This window comes from Mesorhizobium sp. WSM3864 (assembly GCF_002294955.1).
In the GTDB taxonomy this organism is placed as follows: Bacteria; Pseudomonadota; Alphaproteobacteria; order Rhizobiales; family Rhizobiaceae; genus Mesorhizobium.
On sequence record NZ_NSGD01000012.1, the window covers coordinates 139,501 to 161,748 of the forward strand.

Sequence of the window (22,248 nt, forward strand, 5' to 3'; positions counted from 1 at the left end):
AACGCCTCAGAGGCTCCCATAGCACGAGTCCGCAAGCTGAAAAGGTTCGTCCCGATGAAAAAAGCCGAGGGAAATGCCGACGCGGCGCCTGCCGCAGGACCGATCAAGATGAGGATAGGGGGTAAGGAACGCGAGTTCGACATCGACAACCCGGTGCTGCCGGACTGGATCGAGGACAACAAGCTGACCGCCGGCGGCTATCCCTACGACAAGAAGATGAAGGGTGAAGAGTACGACGAGGAACTCGAGCGGCTGCAGATCGAGCTGGTCAAGGCGCAGGCCTGGCTGCAGGCGACCGGCAAACGGGTGTTGGCGCTGTTCGAGGGGCGCGACGCGGCCGGCAAGGGCGGCACGATCTTCGTGCTGCGGCAGTACATGAACCCGCGCACGGCACGCAACGTGGCGCTGACCAAGCCGACGCCGACGGAGCATGGCCAATGGTACTATCAGCGCTATGTCGACCATTTCCCGACCTCCGGCGAGTTCGTCACCTTCGACCGCTCCTGGTATAACCGCGCCGGCGTCGAGCCGGTGATAGGATTCTGCACCCCCGACCAGCACGCGACATTCCTCGACGAGACGCCGCATTTCGAGCGCATGATCTGCAACGAGGGCATCCACTTCTTCAAATTCTGGCTGAACATCGGCCGCGAGACGCAGCTCGAACGGTTCCATGACCGCCGCTGGTCGCCATTGAAGAACTGGAAATTCTCGCCGATCGACATCGCCGGCATCAGCAAATGGGACGACTACACCAAGGCGCGCGACCTGATGTTCGAGCGCACTCACAAGGAGTTCGCGCCCTGGATCATCGTGCGCGCCAACGACAAGCGCCGTGCGCGGCTTGCGGTGATCCAGCGTATCCTTCTGTCCTTACCTTATGACGGCCGCGACCTCGACGCCGTCGGCAAGCCCGACAAGAAGATCATCGGCGAAGGCCCGTCGTTCCTGGAGAAATAGCTTGCACCGTGCCCGCGGCCGGCGGCCAACATTACAGCGCCGCGCACCTTCGCGGGTACGCGGCGCTGAGACTTTCCACCAAGGTGTCACGCCGCGAGGCGGGCGATCCGCTGCAAACGCTTCAGCGTGGCGTCGTCCTGCAGCGCTTGCTGGAACAGCGATATCTCATGGTCGATGCGGTCGCACAGAACGTCCGTATCCCCCTTGAGCAGGCCGCGGGTCTGCAACAGCGCGGCAACCGGCTTCTTGGCGAGCTGCCTTGCCCGCGCCAAGGCCATTTCCTCGGCGCTGCCTTCCACGATCTCGCCGACAAGGCCGAGCGCCTTGGCGTCGTCGACGCCCAGCGTGTCGCCCAGGCAGAAGAAGCGGAAGGCGCCGGCATAGCCGAGCTTCTGGGGCGCGAGGATGCTGGTCGCCGCGTCCGGCACCAGGCCGAAATCGACGAACGGCACCCTGAACGTGCTGCCCCTGGAGGCGATCACCATGTCGCAGTGGAACAGGATGGTGCAGCCGACGCCGACGGCGTCCCCGTCCACGCAGGCAAGGACCGGCTTGGGAAAGGTCGCAAGCCTGCGAAACATATCGGTGACGGCGGCAATCAGCTGCTGGTGCTTGGCGGCGTCGAGGAACTCCGAGAAGTCGCCGCCGAGGCAGAAGCAGCCGGCAAGGCCGCGCAGCAAGACCACGCGAACCTCGTCATTGACGGCGGCCTCGTGGAAGGTCCTGGCGAGGCTCGCATAGGCGTGCCTGTCCAGCACCGGCCGGCCGTCATGCGAGGACACGGTGACGACCAGCGTGTGGCCGCGCAGCTCAGGTTCGGGGTGGAAGCTCATGACAACCTCCTCACGAAGCCTGTCTGAGGCCGAGCTGGCCGGGATAGCCTCTCATCAGCACCGGCGGGAAGTGGTTGCGGCGCTGGCGCACCACCTCCAGCGTATGCTCGGAAAAGGTGAGCAGCGTCGCCACCACCTGCTGGTTGCCATAGGTGCGCTGGTAACCGAGCGGCGTCGCCAGGAAGTGCAGCTGCAGCGCGCGCAGCACCCACATCGGTTCGAACTCGATGATGACCTGGTTGACGTTGCGCTTGAGGCCCCATTCGACGAAACCGGCGATCAGCTCGGTGCCGACCGTCGAGACGCCGCGCTTGCCATCACGGAAGCCCGGCGCCACCGCATAGCGGGTCAGCTCCCAGACTCGCGGCCCCGAGGGGGGCGTCCCCTCATAGAGGTCCGTCAGCACATCGGTCAGTAGATGCGGCCGCGTCGTCGGCAGCATGCGCTGATAGCCGGCTAGCTCGCCGTTGCGGATGACGAGGTGATGCTCGGCCTCGTCATGATCGAATTGGTCGATCTCGAGGCCGTCCGGGCGGTCGAGATCGGTCCAGCCCATCTCCTCGACGAAGATCTTGTAGCGCAGGCGGTGAACCGCTTCCCACAGATCGGGGCGCTCCATCAATTCCTGAGTTGTGAGGGAAAAAAGCATTAGCCGTCTCCTGGGCTTGAGAGGAAGATACGGCCGGGCTCTCCGGAAAATATTACGCGATCGCGTAGGCAAGAATTTTTAGGTCGGCACCGACCGACCCCGCCAATATAGCCGCGCCTAACTGCCTCCGCGACCGCCTGCACGCGGTTGGCGACGCCCAGTTTGCTTTGGCGTTAAGAAAGTATTAGCCCTCTCTTAAGACAAGGACACCGCTCGCCCTTGCTTAAGATATTACGCGAATGCGCATGGGACTGTTTCTGGGCCAGCACCGGCCGATTTAGCTAATATAGCCACGCCTGATCGCCTCGGCGACTGCCTGCACACGGTTGGCGGCGCCCAGTTTGCTCTTCGCGTTGAGAAGGTGCTTCTCGGAGGTATGCTCCGAAATGCCGAGAATCTGCGAAATCTCCCACTCGGACTTTCCGACAGCTGCCCATTGCAGGCATTCGCGCTCACGCGGTGTGAGTTCGATGTGGTCGACGACCTTGCCGGCCATCGTGTGAAGCTGCATGGCGCGGCCGATGGCGTAGGTGGACACCAGCGAGACCATTCCGAATTCGACGTCCGACAGTTCAACGGACTCGCCACCCAGCGAGACCATGACGATCTGGCCGTCGAGCGTGACCAGCGGGAAGGCGAGGCCGTCGCGCAGCTTGAACTCGCGGGCGTCGCCCATGACCTCGTCGCTGCTCTTGTCGATGACGATGGCCTGGGAAGCCTCCCGCCACTGGAACGGGGCCTGCAATTGCTTCATGTGGCTGACGACCGGATCATGGTCGACATAGTTGCGCGCCACATAGCGCTCCAGCCACTCGCCCGGCCAGTCGCAGAGCAGCACATGGTCCTTCTGCTGGCCGCGCGGCGTGCCGGGTTGCGGGACCGTTCCGGCCATCAGCGCCGTCAGCCCGAAACTCGAGGTGACGCCGAGCAGCCGCTCGCACACTGCCGCAGCAGTGTTGGCGTGCTGTAATTGGTCGATGTATTCCAGAGTTCTATCGAACATGCTCATCGCAACATCTACCCCATGTTGCTTCTGCTTTTCGTACCGATCGTAGATGCCCGAACCACCCTTCGCCATCAACCCCGGACCACAAGTTTCTTCGCGACACCTGCGACTCCCCCGTTGCGGGCGCGCGCTGAACTTGCAAACGCACTAAACCATACGCCGAATTCACCCGTTTGAAATCAAAAACAATTGTGCCTGCACTGTTTTCGTACGAAAAGCCAAGGACATGATTGGGCGGAGCGTTATCGTGCCATTCCGATGGATATTTCTGGCCCTGCTGTCGGCGCTGATCGGAGCGTTGCCATTTGCCGGCGCGACTCGCGCGGCGGAGCCGCAGGTTCCGGTGCTGTGGGATGCCAAGGAGCGGCTGCCGAAGCCTGATCTTTCGGCGTTGCCGAGGCTGAGGTTCCTCACCACCACCGATTTTCCGCCTTTCAACTTCCTCGACGGCTCCGGCCGGCTGTCGGGTTTCCACATCGACCTGGCGCGGGCGATCTGCGCCGAACTCGGCATCGTCGAGAAATGCCAGATCCAGGCGCTGCCCTGGAACGATCTCGACGACGCGCTGCGGAAAGGCGAAGGCGAGGCGATCATCGCCGGCATCGCGGCGACGCCGGAAAGCCGCGAGAAATACGCCTTCTCGCGTTCCTATCTGCAGTTCCCGGCGCGCTTCATCATGCCGAAGGCCAAGGCGTTTACCGAGCCGATCCTCGACAAGCTGCGCAGCAAGCGGGTGGGCGTCATCGCCGGCTCGGCGCATGAGAAGATGCTGCGCGACTATTTCAGCACGGTGCAGGTCGTGCCTTTCGACAAGCCCGAGGACCTCTACGCGGACCTCAAGGCCGGCAGGATCGACGCCGCCTTCGGCGACGGCATGCGATTCGCCTTCTGGCTCGGCGGCTCGGAAGCCTCCGGCTGCTGCCGCTTCGCCGGCGGCCCTTATCTGGCGCCCGAATATCTGGGCTTCGGCATGGCGATCGCCACCAGGGCGGGCGACCCGGCGCTGGCCTCCGCCTTCGACTACGCGCTGCAGGAAATCTCGATCAAGGGAACCTTCGCCGAGTTCTACCTGCGCTATTTTCCGGTGAGCTTTTTCTAAGTCAGTGTGCGCAGGCGGGCCTTCGCCGCCCGTGCGATCGCCGCTACGGTGAGCGTGTCGAGATCGAGCTCCCGTCGGATGAGCTGCAGCACCCTCAACTCCTCCATGCGCATTTCGAGATCGACTGCCGCGACCTCGAAAGCGGCGGCATAGGCGGTGTCACGCAACCGCTCCGGCAGCGCATCGGCGACGCGCGCGAGGACGCCTTCCAGCCCGTCCTTATCGTGCAAGGCCTGCTGGCACGCTTGAGCCACGCCGACCAGGCTGTCGCTGTTGAAATCGACAAACACAGGCCAAGAACGGACGACGTCTCCGATCCGCGCCAGTTCGACATCGGTCATGTCGCGGTCGGATGCCGAAGTGATGACCATGAGATAGATCAGGGCTTCGTGCGGCGTCAAAGGCATTCAAAACTCCTTGATGGTGAGGCTTCAACGTAGGATTGCCATTGAGGCGCCGCAAGGAAAAGCGCCGCAAATCGTTGACGCTCCGGCCCGTCGCGCCTAGAGACCGGGTGAAAATCTTTGCGCGCCAAGCCGACACATCTGGCCGGCCCATGACCCTGGAAAGTGACATGACGGGATCAAACATCATCGATCTCAATGCCGAGATGCTTGCGGCCGCCGCCGAAAGCAAGGCATGGCCGTTCGAAGAAGCCAAGAAGATCATTGCCCGCTACAAGAACAAGGACTTTCCCGATACCGTCCTGTTCGAGACCGGCTACGGCCCGTCCGGCCTGCCGCATATCGGCACCTTCGGCGAGGTGGCGCGCACCACGATGGTGAGGCACGCCTTCCGCGTGCTGACGCAGGACAAGGTCAAGACCAAGCTTTTGTGCTTCTCCGACGATATGGATGGCATGCGCAGGATTCCCGACAACGTGCCGGATCGCGCAGCGCTCGAGCCCTACCTGCACAAGCCGCTCACATCGGTGCCCAATCCGTTCGGCGGCGGCTATGCGAGCTTCGCCGACCACAACAACGCGATGCTCTGCCGCTTCCTCGACACGTTCGGGTTCGACTATGAGTTCGCCAGCGCGACCCAATACTACAAGTCCGGGCGCTTCGACGAAGTGCTGTTGCGCGCCGCCGAGCGCTATGACGAGATCATGGCGGTGATGCTGCCGACGCTCGGCGAAGAACGCCAGGCGACCTACAGCCCATTCCTGCCGATCTCGCCGAAAAGCGGCCGCGTGCTCTACGTGCCGATGAAGCATGTCGACGCCAAGGCCGGCACCATCACCTTCGACGACGAAGGCAGCGAGACCACGCTGCCGGTCACCGGCGGCCATGTGAAGCTGCAGTGGAAGCCGGATTTCGGCATGCGCTGGGCAGCGCTCGGCGTCGATTTCGAAATGTTCGGCAAGGACCACCAGACCAACGCGGCGATCTACGACCGCATCTGCAACATCCTCGGCGGCCGCGCGCCGGAGCATTTCGTCTACGAGCTGTTCCTCGACGAGAACGGCCAGAAGATCTCGAAGTCGAAGGGTAATGGGCTCACCATCGACGAATGGCTGACCTATGCGCCCACCGAGAGCCTCGGCCTCTACATGTACCAGCGGCCGCGGCAGGCCAAGAAGCTCTATTTCGACGTTATCCCGAAGGCGGTCGACGAATATTACGCCTTCCTGTCCGCCTATCCGCGCCAGGAATGGAAGGAGCGGCTCGGCAACCCGGTCTGGCACATGCATGACGGCAATCCGCCGGCCATCGACCTGCCGGTCCCCTTCGCGCTGCTGCTCAATCTGGTCAGCGCCTCCAACGCGCATGACAAGGCGGTGCTGTGGGGTTTCATCTCGCGCCATGCGTCCGGGGTGACGCCGCAGACGCACCCCGAGCTCGACCGGCTGACAGGCTATGCCATCCGCTATTTCGACGACTTCGTGAAGCCGACCAAGGTCTATCGCGCCGCCGACGAGGTTGAGCGCGAGGCGCTGGCGAAGCTTTCGGAAGCGCTCGGCGCGCTGCCGCAGGGCGCGGACGGCGAGGCGATCCAGAACGCGGCGCTCAACGTCGCGCGGCGGATCGAGCGCTATCAGGACCATTCCAAGCAGAGCCCGGAAGGCGGACCCGGCGTGTCGGTCGCCTTCTTCCAGATGATCTATCAGGTGCTGATCGGACAGGAACGGGGGCCGCGTTTCGGTTCTTTCGCGGCGCTTTACGGCATTACGGAGACGCGCGCGCTCATTGAGCGGGCCCTGGCTGGTCAGTTGGCGGCGTAACGTCGCCATCTTCCGCCGGCAGGATGGAGCTCGGCGCGGCGGGCGCCGGGCCGGTGGCGGCCGGCAATGCCGGCAGGCCGCCGAGGTTCGGAGCGGCGCCGAAAATGCCTTTCCTCGCCGCGCGCGCCTTGTCGCCCGCCTCGACATAGTGACCGCCTCGCGCCGCGCGGGCCCAGCCGTTTTCCACCAGCCACAGACCGACATCCTTGTTGCCGACCCAGCACTTGACCGCTATGGCCTTCTGCCCGCCTTGCGGCGGCACGGAGCAGACCAGGGTCCGGCCACGCAGGAAAGCGCGGAATGCCGTCCTGGCGCGAACCCCGCAGTCCCATGACTTGCCTTCGTCGCTGCAGGTCTCGTCCTCTTTGACGATGTCGATGCCCGACACGGCGATGGAGTAATCCTTGGCCTTGATCAGGCCGGCGGCGGTGGCGACGGGCTGGAGCAACTTGGTGCCCTCCTCGCCATCCGGCAGTTTCGTTTTCCGCGGCCTGGGCGGACCGGCCAGCGCCAGATCGCTGAGCGGCGCGCGCGGCTCGACCCGTTCCAGTTCCTCGGCAGGCACTTCGGGTGGCGCCACCACGTCGGGATCGATTGCCCGCGAATGCGCCACCGGCTTCGGCGGCTGCGGCGCGGCAGGCGCCAGAATGGCGGACGTCGCCGGTTCCGCAGTTATCGGTTCCCGAGGCGCCACATCGGCGTCTTGCCCCGGAAGTGCATTGGCCGGATCGATTTGGTCGACCGCGACGACGCTTTCGCTGCCCTTCAGCGAGCGGCCTCCGGCGGCGACCAGCGCCGCCATTGCCGGAACCGCCGCAAGCGCCAGGGCAAGATGGAGGACCCGCACCAGCCCGGACCTACTGGCTTGCCCAGACGATCCGCGCCACCCACTCGACCTCGCTCATCGGGATGTCGCGGTCCGGGTGAGCGGGGTTAAGCGAGACCAGCACGACCGACTTCGCGGTCTGCCGGTCGAGCACCTTGGCCATCACCTCGCCGGCGGTGGTCTTGACGACGACGCGGTCGCCCTTGCGCGTCGGCGCGCCCGGCTCGACGATCAGCACGTCGCCATTGCGGTAGAGCGGCAGCATGGAATCGCCCTGGACCTTCAGCGCATAGGAGGTTTCCGCCGCCCGCGCCGGAAGCTCGACCAGATCCCAGCCCTGCCCCGAGGGATAGCCGGCATCGTCGAAGAAACCGCCGGCACCGGCCTGGGCGAAGCCAAGCAGCGGCACGGCCATACGCGGCGGCGGCACGGCGGAGGGACCGTGACCCTCAACCAGCACGGTGAATTCTTCCAGCGAGGCGCCGGTGGCCTCGATGATCTTGGCCAGCGATTCGGTCGAAGGCCAGCGCGGCCGGCCGTCGGAGGACAGGCGCTTGGATTTGTTGAAGGCGGTCGAATCGAGGCCCGCGCGGCGGGCGAGACCGGAAGCCGAGAGCGAATAGCGCTCGGCAAGAGCATCGATTGCGGCCCAGACGCGATCGTGTGAGAGCAAGTCCGCTCTCCTTCGAAAAACAGGAAAAAATGCCTCACTGCTGTCTAGCGCGCGACCATTCAATTGTCCACCGGCGCGAACAGCGGATTCGAGAGAAAGTCGCCCGCTTCCGCAGGATTGATGGGACTCGATCCTGTGCCGGGCGCCGGCACCGACATGTCGCCGCGTGCGCAATGCATCGTTCGACCCCGGCCGAAACGTCTCGGTGCGCAAGCTTGGTAGGGTACGGTTCTCGAATTGCGAAGGACTGCTCATGTTGCCGAACCACCAATGCATCGCCCCATCCGTTCTTTATTTTGGGACGCCTGTCGTCCTGATGGTTACCCGAAACCATGACGGCGCCGCCAACATTACACCCATGTCGTCCGCGTGGGCCTTGGGTTCATGCGTGGTCCTCGGCTTGAGTTCGGCGACCCAGGGCGCCATCAATCTTCTGCAGGATGGCGAATGCACCCTCAATTTTCCCGCGGCCAGCCTCTGGGCGAATGTCGAACGGATCGCGCGCACCACGGGTGCGAATCCAGTTCCACCCCATAAGGCCGAATTGGGGTTCGTTCATGAGGCCGACAAGTTCGCTTTAGGCGGCTTTGCGATCCAGCGCAGCGAATTGATCCGGACGCCGCGCATCGCAGAATGCCCCCTGCAGTTCGAAACACGCCTGTTGACCTGCCATCGCAGCGCGAAGCAGCAAGGCGCATCCTCGACGCACCTCATCATGGAGGTAGACGTGCAGCGGGTTCATGCGCACCGCAGCATCGTCTTGCCGGGAACGAACCACATCGACACTGCGCGATGGAATCCGCTGTTCTATGTGTTCCGGCACTATTTTGGCGACGCGGTCGATCTGGGCAAAACCTTCCGGGCCGAACATTGAACGCTTGCTCGATCAGGCCCGCTTGGCCTGCTCGCGGAGGTTCCGGTGCGAGATCATGAATGCTTGCTCGGGCTCGGTCGGCGGGCGCGGTTGCGCCGAATGGCCGAGCGCCGCGACGACTGCCTCAATCTCGAGAAAGCGGCGGCCGCGCCGGTCATAGACGCCGCCGGTGGTCAGGATCAGCGCCGCTGTCTCCCCATTGTCGAGGACGAAGCGGTGCTTGCCGATCACCGAAGTGCCTTCCCAGGTCTCGATCGACGACACCACCTCGAAGCGGCGCCACAGCCTGATCTCGCGCACATAGGCCGATTGCAGCCCACCGATCATCGGCGCCCAGCCGTTCCGCCGCGCGAGCGCGACAAGACCGGCGCGAAGAAAAACGTCGATACGGCCAAGATCGGCCAGCATCATGTAACGGGCATTGTTGAGATGGCTGTTGAAATCGATGTCGGTCGGCAGGCAGCGAAAGGCCAGCCGGCTCTGATCGCCGATTTGATAAGGGCCACGGCTACGCGCCGTGGCCATCATGCGCGCGAGGCGCCCCCAGACATACATCGGAGTTCGTCAGGCGGCCTTCTTGACCTCGCCCTTCTGGTAAGGGTCGAAGCGCTGGTAGAAAGTCTCGCCCTTCTCGGCCATGTCGAGCAAAAGCTTGGGCGCCTTGAACTCGGCCCCGTATTTCTTCTGCAGGCCCTTGGCGATCTTGACGAAACGCTTGGCGCCGATGCCGTCGATGTAGGAGAGCGCGCCGCCGGTGAACGGCGCGAAGCCGAAGGCGAGGATCGAGCCGACGTCCGCCTCGCGCGGATCGGTGACGATGCCCTCCTCCATGACGCGCACCGCCTCCAGGGCGATGGTGACCAGCAGGCGCTCTTTGAGCTCCTCGTAGTCGACCTTCTCGGGCTTCAGCTGCGGATAGAGATCCTTGAGACCCGGCCACAGCTTCTTCTTCGCCGGCTTGGCAGGATAGTCGTAGAAGCCCTTGCCGTTCTTGCGGCCGAAGCGGCCATGCGTGTCGACCATGGTGTTGATCAGCGCCATCTGCTTCGGGTCGACGGCTTTCTCGCCTAGATCGTTGATGGTCTGCTTCATGATCTTCTGGGCAAGGTCGATCGCCGTCTCGTCGGTCAGCGCCAGCGGGCCGACCGGCATGCCGGCGGCCTTGGCGGCGTTCTCGATCATCGCCGCAGGGACGCCTTCGATAAGCATCTTGTAGGCTTCCGACATATAGCGCAGCACGCAGCGATTGACGTAGAAGCCGCGCGTGTCGTTGACGACGATCGGCGTCTTCTTGATGGCGCGTACGAAGTCGATCGCGACCGCGAGCGCCTTGTCGCCGGTCTTCTTGCCGAGGATGATCTCGACCAGCATCATCTTGTCGACGGGCGAGAAGAAGTGGATGCCGATGAAGTTTTTCGGCCGCGCCGAGTTCTTCGCCAGCGAGGTGATCGGAATGGTGGAAGTGTTCGAGGCAAAGATCGCCGAGGACTTCAGCGCCGCTTCCGCTTTCTCGGTGGCGAGCTTCTTCACGCCTGAATCCTCGAACACCGCCTCGACGACAAGGTCGCAGCCGGCAAGGTCGGCATAGTCGGCCGTCGGCGTGATCAGCGACAGCAACTTGTCTTTCTCTTCGGGCTTGGCGCGGCCCTTCTTCACCTGGTCCGAAATCAGGCTGTCGGAATGCGCCTTGCCCTTCTCGGCCGACTCCATGTCGCGGTCGAGCAGCACGACCGGAATGCCGGCCTTGGCCGTGACATAGGCGATGCCGGCGCCCATGAAGCCGGCGCCGAGGATGCCGATCTTCTTGAACTTGCTATCCGGCACGCCGGCCGGGCGGCGCGCGCCCTTGTTCAGTTCCTGCAGCGACACGAAAAGCGAGCGGATCATCGCCGCCGCTTCCTTGGTCTGCAAGATCTCGGTGAAGTAGCGCTGCTCGATCCGGAGCCCGGTGTCGAAGGGCACCAGCAGGCCCTCATAGACGCATTTCAGGATCGAGGCGGCCGCCGGATAATTGCCGTAGGTCTCGCGGCGCAGGATGGCGATGGCCGGCGGCCAAAGATTGGCGCCGGCCGCCGAATAGATCGGACCGCCGGGCAGCTTGAAACCCTTTTCGTCCCACGGCGCCACCGACTTCAGGCCGTTTTTGATCATCGCCTTGGCGGTCTCGACAAGCTTCTTCGGCTCGGCGATCTCGTGGATCAGGCCCATCGACTTCGCCTTTTGCGGCGTCAGGTTCTGGCCGCTGGTCAGCATCTGCAGCGCCTGCTGCTGATCGGTCAGCCGCGGCACGCGCTGGGTGCCGCCGGCGCCCGGGAAGATGCCGATCTTCACCTCGGGGAGTGCCATCTTCACCTTGTCGGAATCGGCCGCGACGCGGCCATGGCAGGCGAGCGACATCTCGAAGGCGCCGCCCATGCAGGTGCCGTTGATCGCCGACACCCAAGGCTTGCCGCAGGTCTCGATCTTGCGGAACAGGCCGGTCATATAGCCGGCATTGTCGAACAGCGCCTTGGTCGCCTTTTCGAGGTCCTTTTCCTTTTCGACGGCGAAGGTGGCGAGCATCTTCTGCAGCATGGTGATGTCGGCACCGCCGGAGAAGGTGTCCTTGCCGGAGGTGATGACCGCGCCTTTGATGGCGGCGTCGCCCGCCACACGATCGACGATGGCGTTGAGCTCGCGCATCGCCTCTTCGGTGAAGACGTTCATCGAGCGGCCCGGCATGTCCCAGGTGACCAGCGCGATCCCGTCGGCGTCCACGTCGAGGGTGAAATTGGTGTAGCTCATCTTTTCTCTCCCCGTCAGACGCGTTCGATGATGGTGGCGGTGCCCATGCCGGCGCCGATGCAGAGCGTGACCAGCGCGGTGTTCAGGTCGCGGCGCTCCAGCTCGTCCAGCACCGTGCCGAAGATCATCGCGCCGGTGGCGCCGAGCGGATGGCCCATGGCGATCGCGCCGCCATTGACGTTGATCTGGTCATGCGGGATGTCGAAGGCCTGCATATAGCGCAGCACAACGGAAGCGAAGGCCTCGTTGAGCTCGAACAGGTCGATGTCCGACAGCTTCATCTTGGCACGCTTCAAGAGCTTTTCGGTGACGTCGACCGGGCCGGTCAGCATCAGCACCGGCTCGGAACCGATATTGGCGAACGAGCGGATGCGCGCGCGGGGCTTCAGGCCCATGGCCTTGCCGGCCTTCTTGGAGCCGAGCAGTACAGCAGCGGCGCCGTCGACGATGCCGGACGAGTTGCCGGCATGGTGGACGTGGTTCACTTCCTCGACCTCCGGATGCTTCTGCACGGCCACCGCATCGAAGCCGCCCATTTCGCCCGGCATGACGAAGGACGGATTGAGCGAGGCCAGCGACTGCATGTCGGTCGACGGCCGCATGTGCTCGTCACGGTCGAGGATGGTGAGGCCGTTCTGGTCCTTGATCGGGACCACCGAATTCTTGAAGCGGCCGTCGTCCCACGCCTTGGCGGCGCGCTTCTGGCTCTCGACGGCGTAAGCGTCGACGTCGTCGCGGCTGAACCCGTATTTCGTCGCGATCAGGTCGGCCGAGATGCCCTGCGGCACGAACCAGCCGGGAAGCCCGACGGAGGGGTCCATGAACCAGGCGCCGCCGGACATGCCCATGCCGACACGCGACATGGATTCTACGCCCCCGGCAATGACGATCTCGTCCGCGCCTTGCGCGATCTTGGCGGCGCCGAAATTGATGGCATCGAGTCCGGAAGCGCAGAAGCGCGATATCTGCATGCCGGGCGCCTTGGTGTCGTAGCCGGCCTCGAAGGCGGCGGCGCGCGGAATGACCGAGCCCGCTTCGCCGACCGGATCGACGCAGCCGAAGATGATGTCGTCGACAGTGCCGGTGTCGAGCGCGTTGCGGTCACGCAGCGCCTCAAGCGTCTTTGCCGCGAGCCGCACCGCCGGCACCTCGTGCAGCGAGCCATCCTTCTTGCCTCTGCCGCGCGGCGTGCGCACGGCGTCATAGACGTAAGCTTCGGCCATTTTCGTGCTCCTTGGGTTTGCCGGTCGCTGCGCTCACAGAGAGCGCCCGATCAGCAATTTCATGATCTCGTTGGTGCCGCCGTAGATGCGCTGGACGCGGGCGTCGCGGAACATGCGGGCGATCGGATATTCGTTCATGTAGCCATAGCCGCCATGCAGTTGAAGGCATTCGTCGACGACTTTGCCCTGCAGGTCGGACAGCCAGTATTTGGCCATAGAGGCGGTGACCGGGTCGAGGCCGCCGTCGATGTGGCGGGCGACGCAGTCGTTGTAGAAGACGCGGCCGATCGTGGCCTCGGTCTTCAGCTCGGCCAGCTTGAACTGGGTGTTCTGGAAATCGATGATCGCCTTGCCAAAGGCCTTGCGCTCCTTGACGTAGTCGATGGTCAGCGCCAGCGCCCGCTCGATCATGGCGATCGCGCCGGTGCCGATCTGCAGCCGCTCCTGCGGCAATTGCTGCATCAGCTGGACGAAGCCCTTGCCTTCCTCATGGCCGAGCAGGTTGGAGGTCGGCACGCGCACGTCGTTGAAGAACAGCTCGGAGGTGTCGTTGGCCTTGAGCCCTATTTTGTCGAGGTTGCGACCGCGTTCGAAGCCCTCGACCTCGTCGGTCTCGACGACGATCAGCGAGGTGCCCTTGGCGCCCTTGTCCGGATCGGTCTTGGTGACGACGATGATAAGGTTGGCAAGCTGGCCGTTGGTGATGAAGGTCTTGGAGCCGTTGATCTTGTAGTGATTGCCGTCCTTCTCGGCACGGGTCTTGACGCCCTGAAGGTCGGAGCCGGCGCCGGGCTCGGTCATGGCGATGGCGCCGATCAGCTCGCCGGTCGCCAGTTTCGGCAGCCATTTTTCTTTCTGCTCCTCGGAGCCGTAATGCAGGATGTATGGCGCGACGATCGAGTTGTGCAGGCCGATGCCGAAGCCGTCGACCCCGACGTGGCCGATAGCCTCGATGATGGCACTCTCATGCGCGAAGGTGCCGCCGGAGCCGCCATATTTCTCCGGCATAGAGGCGCAGAGCAGGCCGGCGGCGCCCGCCTTCAGCCAGCTCTCGCGGTCGAAAATCTCGTTCTTCTCGAACTCTTCGTAGCGCGGCGCGATCTCCTCCGACATGAAGCGGCTCGCCATATCGTAGAGCATGCCGACTTCGTCCGCCGCCCAGGCGGGCTTCGGCAGGCCAAGAACTTCGGCTGGATTTGTCATGCTGTTTCCTCCACTGCGCCGGCGTCCCCCTCCCCCTTGAGGGGTGGGTGGCCGCGAAGCGGCCGGGAGGGGTCGCCGATGAGGTGCTCGGCCTTGTCCTTAACAAACTGCGCCACATGCCATGCACTGTTAATGACATCAGGCTCATCAATCCTGACAACGACGTACCCGAGTGACCGCAAATAGGCGTCGCGGTTCACATCATGACGTCTGCCAGCTTCGGTTTCGTGCAGGTCGCCGTCGACCTCGACGATCAGTTTGACCTTCGGGCAGACGAAATCGACAATGTACGGGCCGATCGGCGATTGCCGCCTGAACTTCAGGCCATCAGCCGTCAGCTCGCGCAATTCGTACCACAGCAGGGACTCGGCCTTCGTCGTGTGCAGACGAAGCGAGCGCGCTTTCTGTCGCATCTCGAAACTGACCCGCGTGCGGGGCATTGTGTTAGTCCTTCTCCCAGGGCGTCGCCAGAATTGGCGTCGAGTTCGTCGCGGGCGACCCCTCCCGGCCCTTCGGGCCACCCTCCCCTCAAGGGGGAGGGGACGCCGAGCATTTCTAGAACGCTTCCGCCGGCAGTGCCATTAGCGTATCCGCGCCACTGGAAATGCGGGCGAGGCGCGTCGCGGTCTCCGGCATGATCCGCTCCATGAAGAAGCGCGCCGTCACGAGCTTGTTGTCGTAGAACGACGAGGCCCCATTGGCACCTTCGGCGAGCTTCGTTTGGGCGGCCTTGGCCATCTGGCCCCACATGTAGCCCAACGCGACAAGCCCGAAGAGATGCATGTAGTCGGTCGAGGCGGCGCCCGCATTGTCGGGCTTGGCCATGGCATTCTGCACCAGCCACATGGTCGCCGCCTGCAGGTCGTTGAGGCCCTTCTTCAGCGCCTTGGTGAAGGGCGCCATTTTGTCGTCGGCGCGGTTTTCCTCGCAGAATTCGCCGACCTCCTTGAAGAAGGCCTGCACGGCGCGGCCGCCATTCTGCGCCAGCTTGCGGCCGACCAGATCAAGCGCCTGAATGCCGTTGGCGCCTTCATAGATCATGGCGATGCGGGCATCGCGGACGAACTGGCTCATGCCGTGTTCTTCGATGTAGCCGTGGCCGCCGAACACCTGCTGCGCCATCACGGCGTGATCGAAGCCCTTGTCAGTCAGCACGCCCTTGACCACCGGCGTCAGCAGACCGGTGTAGTCGTCGGCCGACTGGCGGTCCCTGTCGTCACCGGAGCGGTGCGCGACGTCCGACTTGATCGCCGTCCACAGCGCCAGCGCTCGGCCGCCCTCGTTGAACGCCTTCATGGTCATCAGCGAGCGGCGGATATCGGGATGGACGATGATCGGGTCGGCCTTCTTGTCCGCCGCCTTGATGCCCGACAGCGACCGCCCCTGGAGGCGGTCCTTGGCGTAAGCCACCGCGTTCTGATAGGCGATCTCCGAGACCGAGAGCCCTTGCAGGCCAACGCCCAGGCGGGCCTCGTTCATCATCGTGAACATGGCTTTCAGGCCGCCGTTCAACTCGCCGAGCAAAGTGCCTTCGGCCTCGTCATAGTTCATGACGCAGGTCGAGTTGCCGTGGATGCCCATCTTCTCCTCGATCGAGCCGCAGGAGAGCGCGTTGCGCGCGCTGACATTGCCCGAGCCGTCGAGCCTGAACTTCGGCACGATGAACAGCGAGATGCCTTTGACGCCTTCCGGCGCCCCCTCGACGCGGGCCAGCACCAGATGGACGATGTTGTCGGCCATGTCGTGCTCGCCGGCGGAGATGAATATCTTCTGGCCGGAAATCCTGTAGGTGCCGTCGCCATTGGGCACCGCCTTGGTGCGCAGCAGGCCGAGATCGGTGCCGCAGTGCGGCTCGGTGAGATTCATGGTGCCGGTCCAGACGCCCTCGATCAGCCTGGGCAACCAGGTGGCCTTCTGCTCGTCCGTGCCATGGGTGACAATGGCCGCGATCGCGCCCTGCGTGAGGCCGGGATACATCATCAGCGCCATATTGGCGGACACCATGTATTCGGAGACCGCGGTGTGGACCGTATAGGGCAGACCCTGGCCGCCGAACTCGGCGGGTGCCGCTAGGCCCATCCAGCCGCCCTCGCGATACTGGCTGAAAGCGTCCTCGAAGCCCTTGGGCGTGGTCACCGTACCGTCGTCATGGCGCACGCATCCTTCCATGTCGCCGACCCGGTTCAGCGGATGCATGACGTTTTCGGCGAGCTTGGCGCCTTCGGCAAGGATCGCCTCGACGACGTCCGGCGTGGCGTCCGAGAAGCCCGGAAGATTAGAATAGCGCTGGTAGCCGAGCACGTCGTTGAGCACGAACAGCGTGTCCTGGACGGGCGCCCTGTAGATCGTCATGCCTTCCTCCACCCTTGCGGTCCGGCCGGTCCAGCAAGCTCCCGATCCGGATGCGGATGGGAGGCCGAGCCAATGTCGATGCCCCCGATAGCAAATATTGACGTTTGCGTAAACGTCAACTTCGTCGCAGCCCGAAATTTTTGATGAGCGCTGGCTCAGGGCAACAAAAAAGCCGCGCGGCTGCAGCCACGCGGCTTTCTCTATCCTGGGCTATGCCGTTCGCGTGAGATCAGCCGGCGGCGCTTGCCTGCGGCGCAGCCCGCTCGGCCAGCATCTGGCGAACGATCGCCATCGAATTGCTCAAGTCGCTGATAGCCTCATCGATCAGCGCGCGCTGCTTCTGCAACCGGGCAAGCTGCTTCTCGGACTTGTCGAGCGCCAGCCGCAACTGCTTGGTGTTGGATCCGGTCGGATCGTAAAGATCCATCATCTGCTTGACGTCCCGCAGCGAGAACCCGACCTTGCGGCCGAGCAGGATCAGCTTCAGCCGGGCCTTGTCGCGGCGCGTGTAGAGACGGGTCGAGCCGTCGCGCTTCGGATTGAGCAGGCCCTTGTCCTCGTAGAATCGCAGCGTGCGCAAGGTCACGCCGTACTTCTTGGCCATCTCGCCGATGCGGACGAATTCTTCGTCGGTCTCGACCGATATGTGATTGCTATTGGCCGCGGCTTCGCCGGGCGAAACAAGTTTCATGGTCACTGGCTTTCCCCTGATGGCGTCGCGGTCACGGACCAAACGTCGCCTGAGTGGAAGCGGGGGCGTGCTTCCAATCGTGGTTTCGACACTTCAATCGCAAGAGGCACGGCTTCGCACCTTTTACGTTTACGTCAATTCTATACCGACAGCCGGCACCTGACGCAAGGGCGTTGTCGGAAACACAGCTTTATGCCGCACTCGGAAGCCATCGGGCCGGCGGGTCAGGATTATGCGCCATTTCTTAAGGTTGGTTAACGCCTTGTTTACCACGTTGGGCGAAATGTGCGCATGTCGGTCACCCGTGTTTATCCTGTAGCGAATTTTTCACGGTTTTCGAAGCGTGGGTGAGAAACCCGGGAAGCCCGTCTTCCTCCGCAGCAAAACCGCGCGGACGCCTTCGTTCCCGGCAGACTCTGGGAAACCGGTCTCAGCCGGTCATTCTGAACACGGGCGCATCGATGAACAGCAAGCGGTCCTATCTCGATACACTCAACGCCGGTAGGCAGCGCCGGTCGCAGACCTCGCTGGAGGATCTGAGCCGCTCGCTCGAAACGCTGGAGCAGCGGCTGGAGCGGACGCGCAGCGACACGCCTGAGCGCCCCGATCCGCGGCGGCCGGCCCCCGAGCCGCGCTATGCGGCCGCGCAACCTTATGGTTCGCCCCGCTGGTACGAGGAACCCTACACGACGCAGAGGGACCAAAATCGAGGACCGCAAAACCGCGGGCCGCAGAACCCGGCGGCCGCAGCTTCCGACTTCGGCCCCAATTATCAGGCCATTGCCCGCGACATCGACCGGGTGCGCGGACAGGAAGACGGCGTCGCGATGGTTGGCAAGATCGCGGTCGAATTGCGCGGACTGCGCGAGGAGTTGCGCCATCAGATGACCGCCGGCCTGCAGCGCGAATTCGACGCGCTGCGTCAGGATATCGATCGCGCCATGCAGGCGGCGAGCCAGCATGGTGCCCCCGCCGACAAGAACAGCGCCGAGCTCAGCCTCGAGTTCGAACGGCTTTCCGGCGCCATCCACACGCTTGCCGAAAAAAGCGACGATCGCAGCGTCAACCTGCTGCGGCTGGAGTTGGAGCAGGTCAAGGCGGCGCTCGACACGCTGGCGCGCGAGGAAAGCGTGCGGGCCGTCGACCAAAGCGTGCAGGCCGTCGACCGCCGCTGGGACGATTTCGATCGCCGCTGGAGCGCCTTCGAGGATCGCGTCGACGCCGACCAGCGCCAGCGCGCCGAGGGTCCCAATCTTTCGGCGCTGACCGACCGCCTCGAACAGATCAGCAGCGCGGTCAACAACCTGCCGCAATCGCTGTCGCTCGCCTCGCTGGAGGAAAAGGTGCGCACCCTCGCCGGCGCGGTCGACCGTTTCGCCAGCCAGCAGACGATGCGCGGCGGCGAGACGCTTGCCATGATCGACGAGCGGCTGGACGAGATCTCGCGCGCCATCGTCGCCTCGACCGTGGCCGCGCAGGCCAATGCCTTCGATCCGGAAACCTTCGGGCGAATCGAGAAACGGATCGCCTCGCTGGCGGAGCAGATCGAGGAGGTCGCGCAGTCACGTCCCGGCGCCGAGGTCATCGACCGCCTCAACCTTCTGTCCAGCCGTGTGGACGAGCTCGCCGGGCGCGCCAACCTGCCGGAGCAGGCGATGGAGCGTCTCGGCAAGCAAATTGCTTTGATCACCGACAAGATAGACCGCGCGCCGGCGATGCCCGACGCCGACCACATCTTCCAGGGCCTGGAGCAGCGCTTCGACGCGCTGTCCACGCTGCTCGAGCGCCGCCAGGGCGATGCCATCGAGCAGAGCAACCTGCTGTTCCGCGACCTCGAGCGGCGGCTGGACGAAGTCGCCGACAGGCTCGACCAGCGCATGCGACAGGACGACGCCACCGGTATCATGGAGGCGATCGACGCCCGCTTCACCGCGCTTGCCAAGCGCATCGAGACGCGCGCGCCCGATCCCGCCAACGAGATGGCGATCCGTGGCCTGGAAAGCCGGCTCGAGGACATTTCCAGCCGGCTGGAATCCTCCGCCGCGCAGGTCGCCGGCATTGATCCGGCACTGATCCGCAGCCTTGAGTCGCAGGTGACCGCCCTTTCGGCGCATCTTTCGAAGCCGAGCGCACCGCTGCCCGACTTCGAGGACATCAGCCCGCGCCTCGACGAGATCGAGAAGTCGCTGGCCGGCACGCGCGATTCCATCCTCACCGTCGCGCGCGAGGCTGCGGAGAACGCTGTGCGGTCGCTGGGCGAATCGAGTTCCGGCACGGCTGCTTCCAACGCAGCCGCCGTGAGCGGGCTCGCGCAGGACCTGAAGACGCTCGAAGCGCTCACCCGCCGTTCCGACGAGCGCAATTCGCGCACGTTCGAGGCGATCCACGACACGCTGCTCAAGATCGTCGACCGGCTCGGCTCGCTGGAGGCCGAAGGTCCCAGTGAAGCGGTCAGCGAACTGATCGACCCGCAGCCGGGCGGCAAGCGGGCCGCCCGCACCGGCAAGATCGCCGTCCAGGACGCGCCGTCGATGGATATCGACCAGCCGCTGCCACTGACCGGAGACATCGCCGATCTCGATGCGCGCGCCGCCTCCATCCTGCGCCACGATCCGGTTTCGCGAAACGAGCCGGCTGCACCGGGCGAACCTGTTACGCGTGGCGAACCTGTTACGCGTAGCGAACCTGTTACGCGTGGCGAATCTGTTACGCGTGGCGAACCTGTAATGCGCGGCGAAGCTGCCGCTCGCACGCCCGCCGAGGCCGCGGCCGCCGCCGCAATGGCTGCGCTCGGATCGGACGAAATCGGCGAGAGGGCCGAGACGACCGGCCGCAAGAAGTCGATGTTCAGCGGACTGGCGCGCGCCTTCAGGGGCAAGAAGAACGAGGACACGCCGCCGCTTGCCGGCTCGGCACCGGCCGGCGACGTTCCGACCGTCGACATCGACGAACCGCTCGATCCCAGAGCCGCCAACCGGCCGCTCGAACCTGGATCCGGCGCGCCGGACCTCAACGCCATCATGAAGCGCGTGCGCGACGAGCGCGGCGGTCAGCCGGCCAAGCGCAGCGAGACAGATGCCGCCAAATCCGATTTCATCGCGGCCGCCCGCCGCGCGGCGCAGGCCGCCGCCGCGGAAGCCGACGCGCTGAAGCGGCAGTCGACGATGACCGGCCCGGTGAAGGCGCTCAGAATCGGCGATCTGCTCAAGGCGCGGCGCAAGCCGATCCTGATGGCGGCGGCCGCGATCATGATGGCACTGGCCGGCCTGCAGCTCGGCAAGGCGTTCTTCTCCGACCCCGCGCCGGTCGCCAGCAACGACGTCGCGCCGATGGTCTCCACCCAATCGGTCGAAACCGCCTCGCTCGATGTCAGCACGCCCAAGCCCGACACGGGCACTGCGAAGCCCGAGAGCGCGCCCGCGCGTGCCGTCAGGCAGGCCGAGCCGTCGAAGGACGATCCAACGCCACAGGCCGCCTTTCAGCCATCCGCACTCGAAATGCCCGCGGCCGCGGCGCCAGCCGAACCGGCGCCTGCTCCGGCGACTCCGTCCGCGCCAGCCCGGCCCGCGCCGATGGCTTCGGCGACACCGTCGGAGCCAGTCTCTCCGGCTGCGAACGGGCCTGCCATGGACACGGACGGCGACGCGCAGCCCACCATCGGCCCGCCGCCGGCGAGCACAGCAGTGCCCGGTGCCGCCGCAGCCGGCGCTTCCTCGGCCGGCACGCCGGCAAGCACGTCCGCCGACACCACGGGCACCGTCCCGCCGGGCGGCGGCCAGACGGCAGTATCGGCCGCCAAGATCGATGTCCCGGCCGATATCGGTCCGGTGGCGCTGCACGACGCGGCCGCAGGCGGTGACGCCAAGGCGCTGTTCGAGATCGGCTCGCGCTACGCGGAATCGCGCGGCGTCAAGGAAGACATGGCGGCGGCCGCCAAATGGTATGAGAAATCCGCCGAACTGGGCTTCGCACCGGCCGAATACCGCATCGGCAATTTTTACGAGAAGGGCATCGGCGTCGCGCGCGACATCAAGAAGGCCAAGACCTATTACCAACTCGCGGCGGAACAGGGCAACGCCAGCGCCATGCACAATCTGGCGGTTCTGTTCGCCATGGCGGCGGACGGCGTGACCGACAATGAGTCGGCGGCGCACTGGTTCCAGGAGGCGGCCGACCTCGGCGTCAAGGACAGCCAGTTCAATCTCGGCATCCTTTCGGCCAAGGGCGTCGGCATGAAGCAGAACCTGGAGGAATCCTACAAATGGTTCGCTCTCGTCGCCAAGACCGGCGACAAGGACGCTGCGGCCAAACGCGACGAGATCGCCAATGCGCTGAGGCCCGAGCAGCTCGAGCGGGCGCGCGCCGCCACGGACCTGTGGAAGGCAAAGCCGCTCAACGCGGCCAGCAACTCGGCCGACATTCCGGAATCCTGGCAGGACAGCACGCCGCAGACCACCGCCGGCATCGACATGAAGAAGGCGGTGAAGAACATCCAGCTGATCCTCAATAAGAATGGCTATGATGCCGGCGGCGCCGACGGCGTGATGGGCGACAAGACCAAGAACGCGATCATGGCCTTTCAGACCGACAACAAGATGAAGCCCACCGGCGAGATCGATGCGCCGCTCGTCAAGGCGCTGCTTGCGCACAAATAACGGCAGGCGCGTCGCTTCCGCGACGGCTTGCCACAGATTTGCCTGTTAACTGATTGAGACGGTTTTCGTTTCGGCGCGGGGGGGGGGGGGTGGCCCCCCGCCGCCCCCCGGGAAAAAAAAATTGTGTGTTTTGTGGGGGCATGGGGGGGGGGGCGGCGTAGCGCGCCCGGGCCGCCGTCTGGGGCCCCCCGGGGGG

General features: G+C 64.6%; 18 protein-coding genes. 5 read left to right on the top strand and 13 right to left on the bottom strand.

Features of this window, described 5'->3' with window-relative positions; all coding sequences use genetic code 11:
* Positions 1-54 precede the first annotated feature (54 nt).
* A complete protein-coding gene (ppk2, locus tag CK215_RS22590) occupies positions 55-960 on the top strand; it encodes a polyphosphate kinase 2 (protein WP_095832213.1) in 906 nt (301 codons plus the stop codon).
* Between the two features lie 86 nt (positions 961-1,046).
* On the opposite strand, the gene CK215_RS22595 is transcribed toward ppk2, so the two are convergent.
* The 3 genes from CK215_RS22595 to CK215_RS22605 form a co-directional block, all read right to left on the bottom strand.
* Positions 1,047-1,793, bottom strand: coding sequence for an enoyl-CoA hydratase-related protein (locus CK215_RS22595; RefSeq protein ID WP_095832214.1), 747 nt, complete (start codon positions 1,791-1,793; stop codon positions 1,047-1,049).
* A gap of 10 nt (positions 1,794-1,803) precedes the next feature.
* A complete protein-coding gene (locus CK215_RS22600) occupies positions 1,804-2,442 on the bottom strand; it encodes an acyl-homoserine-lactone synthase (RefSeq protein ID WP_066996739.1) in 639 nt (212 codons plus the stop codon).
* Positions 2,443-2,719: 277 nt separating this feature from the next.
* Positions 2,720-3,451: a LuxR family transcriptional regulator gene (locus tag CK215_RS22605; RefSeq protein ID WP_066996863.1), complete on the bottom strand. Its 732-nt coding sequence runs from the start codon at positions 3,449-3,451 to the stop codon at positions 2,720-2,722.
* A 244-nt stretch (positions 3,452-3,695) separates the two neighbouring features.
* On the opposite strand from CK215_RS22605, the gene CK215_RS22610 reads away from it, so the two are divergent.
* A complete protein-coding gene (locus CK215_RS22610) occupies positions 3,696-4,547 on the top strand; it encodes a transporter substrate-binding domain-containing protein (RefSeq protein ID WP_245418766.1) in 852 nt (283 codons plus the stop codon).
* Here CK215_RS22610 and CK215_RS22615 read toward each other — a convergent pair.
* Entirely contained in the window at positions 4,544-4,954 is a 411-nt protein-coding gene (locus tag CK215_RS22615) for a tellurite resistance TerB family protein (RefSeq protein WP_067322705.1), read from the bottom strand. The genes CK215_RS22610 and CK215_RS22615 overlap by 4 nt on opposite strands.
* A 167-nt stretch (positions 4,955-5,121) precedes the next feature.
* On the opposite strand from CK215_RS22615, the gene CK215_RS22620 reads away from it, so the two are divergent.
* Positions 5,122-6,771 (top strand): lysine--tRNA ligase, encoded by a 1,650-nt coding sequence (locus tag CK215_RS22620; RefSeq protein WP_095832231.1) that lies wholly within the window; start codon positions 5,122-5,124, stop codon positions 6,769-6,771.
* Here CK215_RS22620 and CK215_RS22625 read toward each other — a convergent pair.
* Both CK215_RS22625 and CK215_RS22630 read right to left on the bottom strand, forming a co-directional pair.
* Positions 6,734-7,618 (bottom strand): thermonuclease family protein, encoded by an 885-nt coding sequence (locus CK215_RS22625; RefSeq protein ID WP_245418767.1) that lies wholly within the window; start codon positions 7,616-7,618, stop codon positions 6,734-6,736. The genes CK215_RS22620 and CK215_RS22625 overlap by 38 nt on opposite strands.
* Positions 7,619-7,628: 10 nt before the next feature.
* Positions 7,629-8,270 carry a helix-turn-helix transcriptional regulator gene (locus CK215_RS22630; protein ID WP_066996728.1) on the bottom strand — a complete coding sequence of 214 codons (642 nt, stop codon included), beginning with the start codon at positions 8,268-8,270 and terminating at the stop codon, positions 7,629-7,631.
* Between the two features lie 253 nt (positions 8,271-8,523).
* Between CK215_RS22630 and CK215_RS22635 the strand changes: the two genes are divergently transcribed.
* Positions 8,524-9,144 (top strand): flavin reductase, encoded by a 621-nt coding sequence (locus tag CK215_RS22635; RefSeq protein ID WP_095832216.1) that lies wholly within the window; start codon positions 8,524-8,526, stop codon positions 9,142-9,144.
* 12 nt (positions 9,145-9,156) lie between these two features.
* Here CK215_RS22635 and CK215_RS22640 read toward each other — a convergent pair whose 3' ends face one another.
* The 7 genes from CK215_RS22640 to CK215_RS22670 all read right to left on the bottom strand — a co-directional run bounded on the left by CK215_RS22640 (position 9,157) and on the right by CK215_RS22670 (position 17,397).
* Positions 9,157-9,699 (bottom strand): thioesterase family protein, encoded by a 543-nt coding sequence (locus tag CK215_RS22640; protein WP_066996722.1) that lies wholly within the window; start codon positions 9,697-9,699, stop codon positions 9,157-9,159.
* 9 nt (positions 9,700-9,708) lie between these two features.
* Positions 9,709-11,928, bottom strand: a complete 2,220-nt coding sequence (locus CK215_RS22645; protein ID WP_095832217.1) for a 3-hydroxyacyl-CoA dehydrogenase NAD-binding domain-containing protein — start codon at positions 11,926-11,928, stop codon at positions 9,709-9,711.
* 14 nt (positions 11,929-11,942) lie between these two features.
* Positions 11,943-13,151 (bottom strand): acetyl-CoA C-acetyltransferase, encoded by a 1,209-nt coding sequence (locus CK215_RS22650; RefSeq protein ID WP_095832218.1) that lies wholly within the window; start codon positions 13,149-13,151, stop codon positions 11,943-11,945.
* A gap of 33 nt (positions 13,152-13,184) precedes the next feature.
* Positions 13,185-14,354, bottom strand: a complete 1,170-nt coding sequence (locus tag CK215_RS22655; RefSeq protein WP_095832219.1) for an acyl-CoA dehydrogenase family protein — start codon at positions 14,352-14,354, stop codon at positions 13,185-13,187.
* Positions 14,351-14,794, bottom strand: a complete 444-nt coding sequence (locus tag CK215_RS22660) for an endonuclease domain-containing protein (RefSeq protein ID WP_095832220.1) — start codon at positions 14,792-14,794, stop codon at positions 14,351-14,353. The genes CK215_RS22655 and CK215_RS22660 overlap by 4 nt, the downstream gene beginning before the upstream one ends.
* A 115-nt stretch (positions 14,795-14,909) precedes the next feature.
* Positions 14,910-16,706, bottom strand: a complete 1,797-nt coding sequence (locus CK215_RS22665) for an acyl-CoA dehydrogenase (protein ID WP_095832233.1) — start codon at positions 16,704-16,706, stop codon at positions 14,910-14,912.
* Between the two features lie 229 nt (positions 16,707-16,935).
* Entirely contained in the window at positions 16,936-17,397 is a 462-nt protein-coding gene (locus CK215_RS22670; protein WP_082980529.1) for a MerR family DNA-binding transcriptional regulator, read from the bottom strand.
* Between the two features lie 461 nt (positions 17,398-17,858).
* On the opposite strand from CK215_RS22670, the gene CK215_RS22675 reads away from it, so the two are divergent.
* Positions 17,859-22,052 carry a peptidoglycan-binding protein gene (locus CK215_RS22675; RefSeq protein WP_095832221.1) on the top strand — a complete coding sequence of 1,398 codons (4,194 nt, stop codon included), beginning with the start codon at positions 17,859-17,861 and terminating at the stop codon, positions 22,050-22,052.
* The last annotated feature ends 196 nt before the right edge of the window (positions 22,053-22,248 follow it).

Excerpts from the sequence above, each read along its gene's own strand:
- ppk2 (WP_095832213.1), top strand. The coding sequence starts at position 55 with ATGAAAAAAGCCGAGGGAAATGCCGACGCGGCGCCTGCCGCAGGACCG.
- CK215_RS22595 (WP_095832214.1), bottom strand. The coding sequence starts at position 1,793 with ATGAGCTTCCACCCCGAACCTGAGCTGCGCGGCCACACGCTGGTCGTC.
- CK215_RS22600 (WP_066996739.1), bottom strand. The coding sequence starts at position 2,442 with ATGCTTTTTTCCCTCACAACTCAGGAATTGATGGAGCGCCCCGATCTG.
- CK215_RS22605 (WP_066996863.1), bottom strand. The coding sequence starts at position 3,451 with ATGAGCATGTTCGATAGAACTCTGGAATACATCGACCAATTACAGCAC.
- CK215_RS22615 (WP_067322705.1), bottom strand. The coding sequence starts at position 4,954 with ATGCCTTTGACGCCGCACGAAGCCCTGATCTATCTCATGGTCATCACT.
- CK215_RS22620 (WP_095832231.1), top strand. The coding sequence starts at position 5,122 with ATGACGGGATCAAACATCATCGATCTCAATGCCGAGATGCTTGCGGCC.
- CK215_RS22635 (WP_095832216.1), top strand. The coding sequence starts at position 8,524 with ATGTTGCCGAACCACCAATGCATCGCCCCATCCGTTCTTTATTTTGGG.
- CK215_RS22640 (WP_066996722.1), bottom strand. The coding sequence starts at position 9,699 with ATGTATGTCTGGGGGCGCCTCGCGCGCATGATGGCCACGGCGCGTAGC.
- CK215_RS22645 (WP_095832217.1), bottom strand. The coding sequence starts at position 11,928 with ATGAGCTACACCAATTTCACCCTCGACGTGGACGCCGACGGGATCGCG.
- CK215_RS22650 (WP_095832218.1), bottom strand. The coding sequence starts at position 13,151 with ATGGCCGAAGCTTACGTCTATGACGCCGTGCGCACGCCGCGCGGCAGA.
- CK215_RS22655 (WP_095832219.1), bottom strand. The coding sequence starts at position 14,354 with ATGACAAATCCAGCCGAAGTTCTTGGCCTGCCGAAGCCCGCCTGGGCG.
- CK215_RS22660 (WP_095832220.1), bottom strand. The coding sequence starts at position 14,794 with ATGCCCCGCACGCGGGTCAGTTTCGAGATGCGACAGAAAGCGCGCTCG.
- CK215_RS22665 (WP_095832233.1), bottom strand. The coding sequence starts at position 16,706 with ATGACGATCTACAGGGCGCCCGTCCAGGACACGCTGTTCGTGCTCAAC.
- CK215_RS22670 (WP_082980529.1), bottom strand. The coding sequence starts at position 17,397 with ATGAAACTTGTTTCGCCCGGCGAAGCCGCGGCCAATAGCAATCACATA.
- CK215_RS22675 (WP_095832221.1), top strand. The coding sequence starts at position 17,859 with ATGAACAGCAAGCGGTCCTATCTCGATACACTCAACGCCGGTAGGCAG.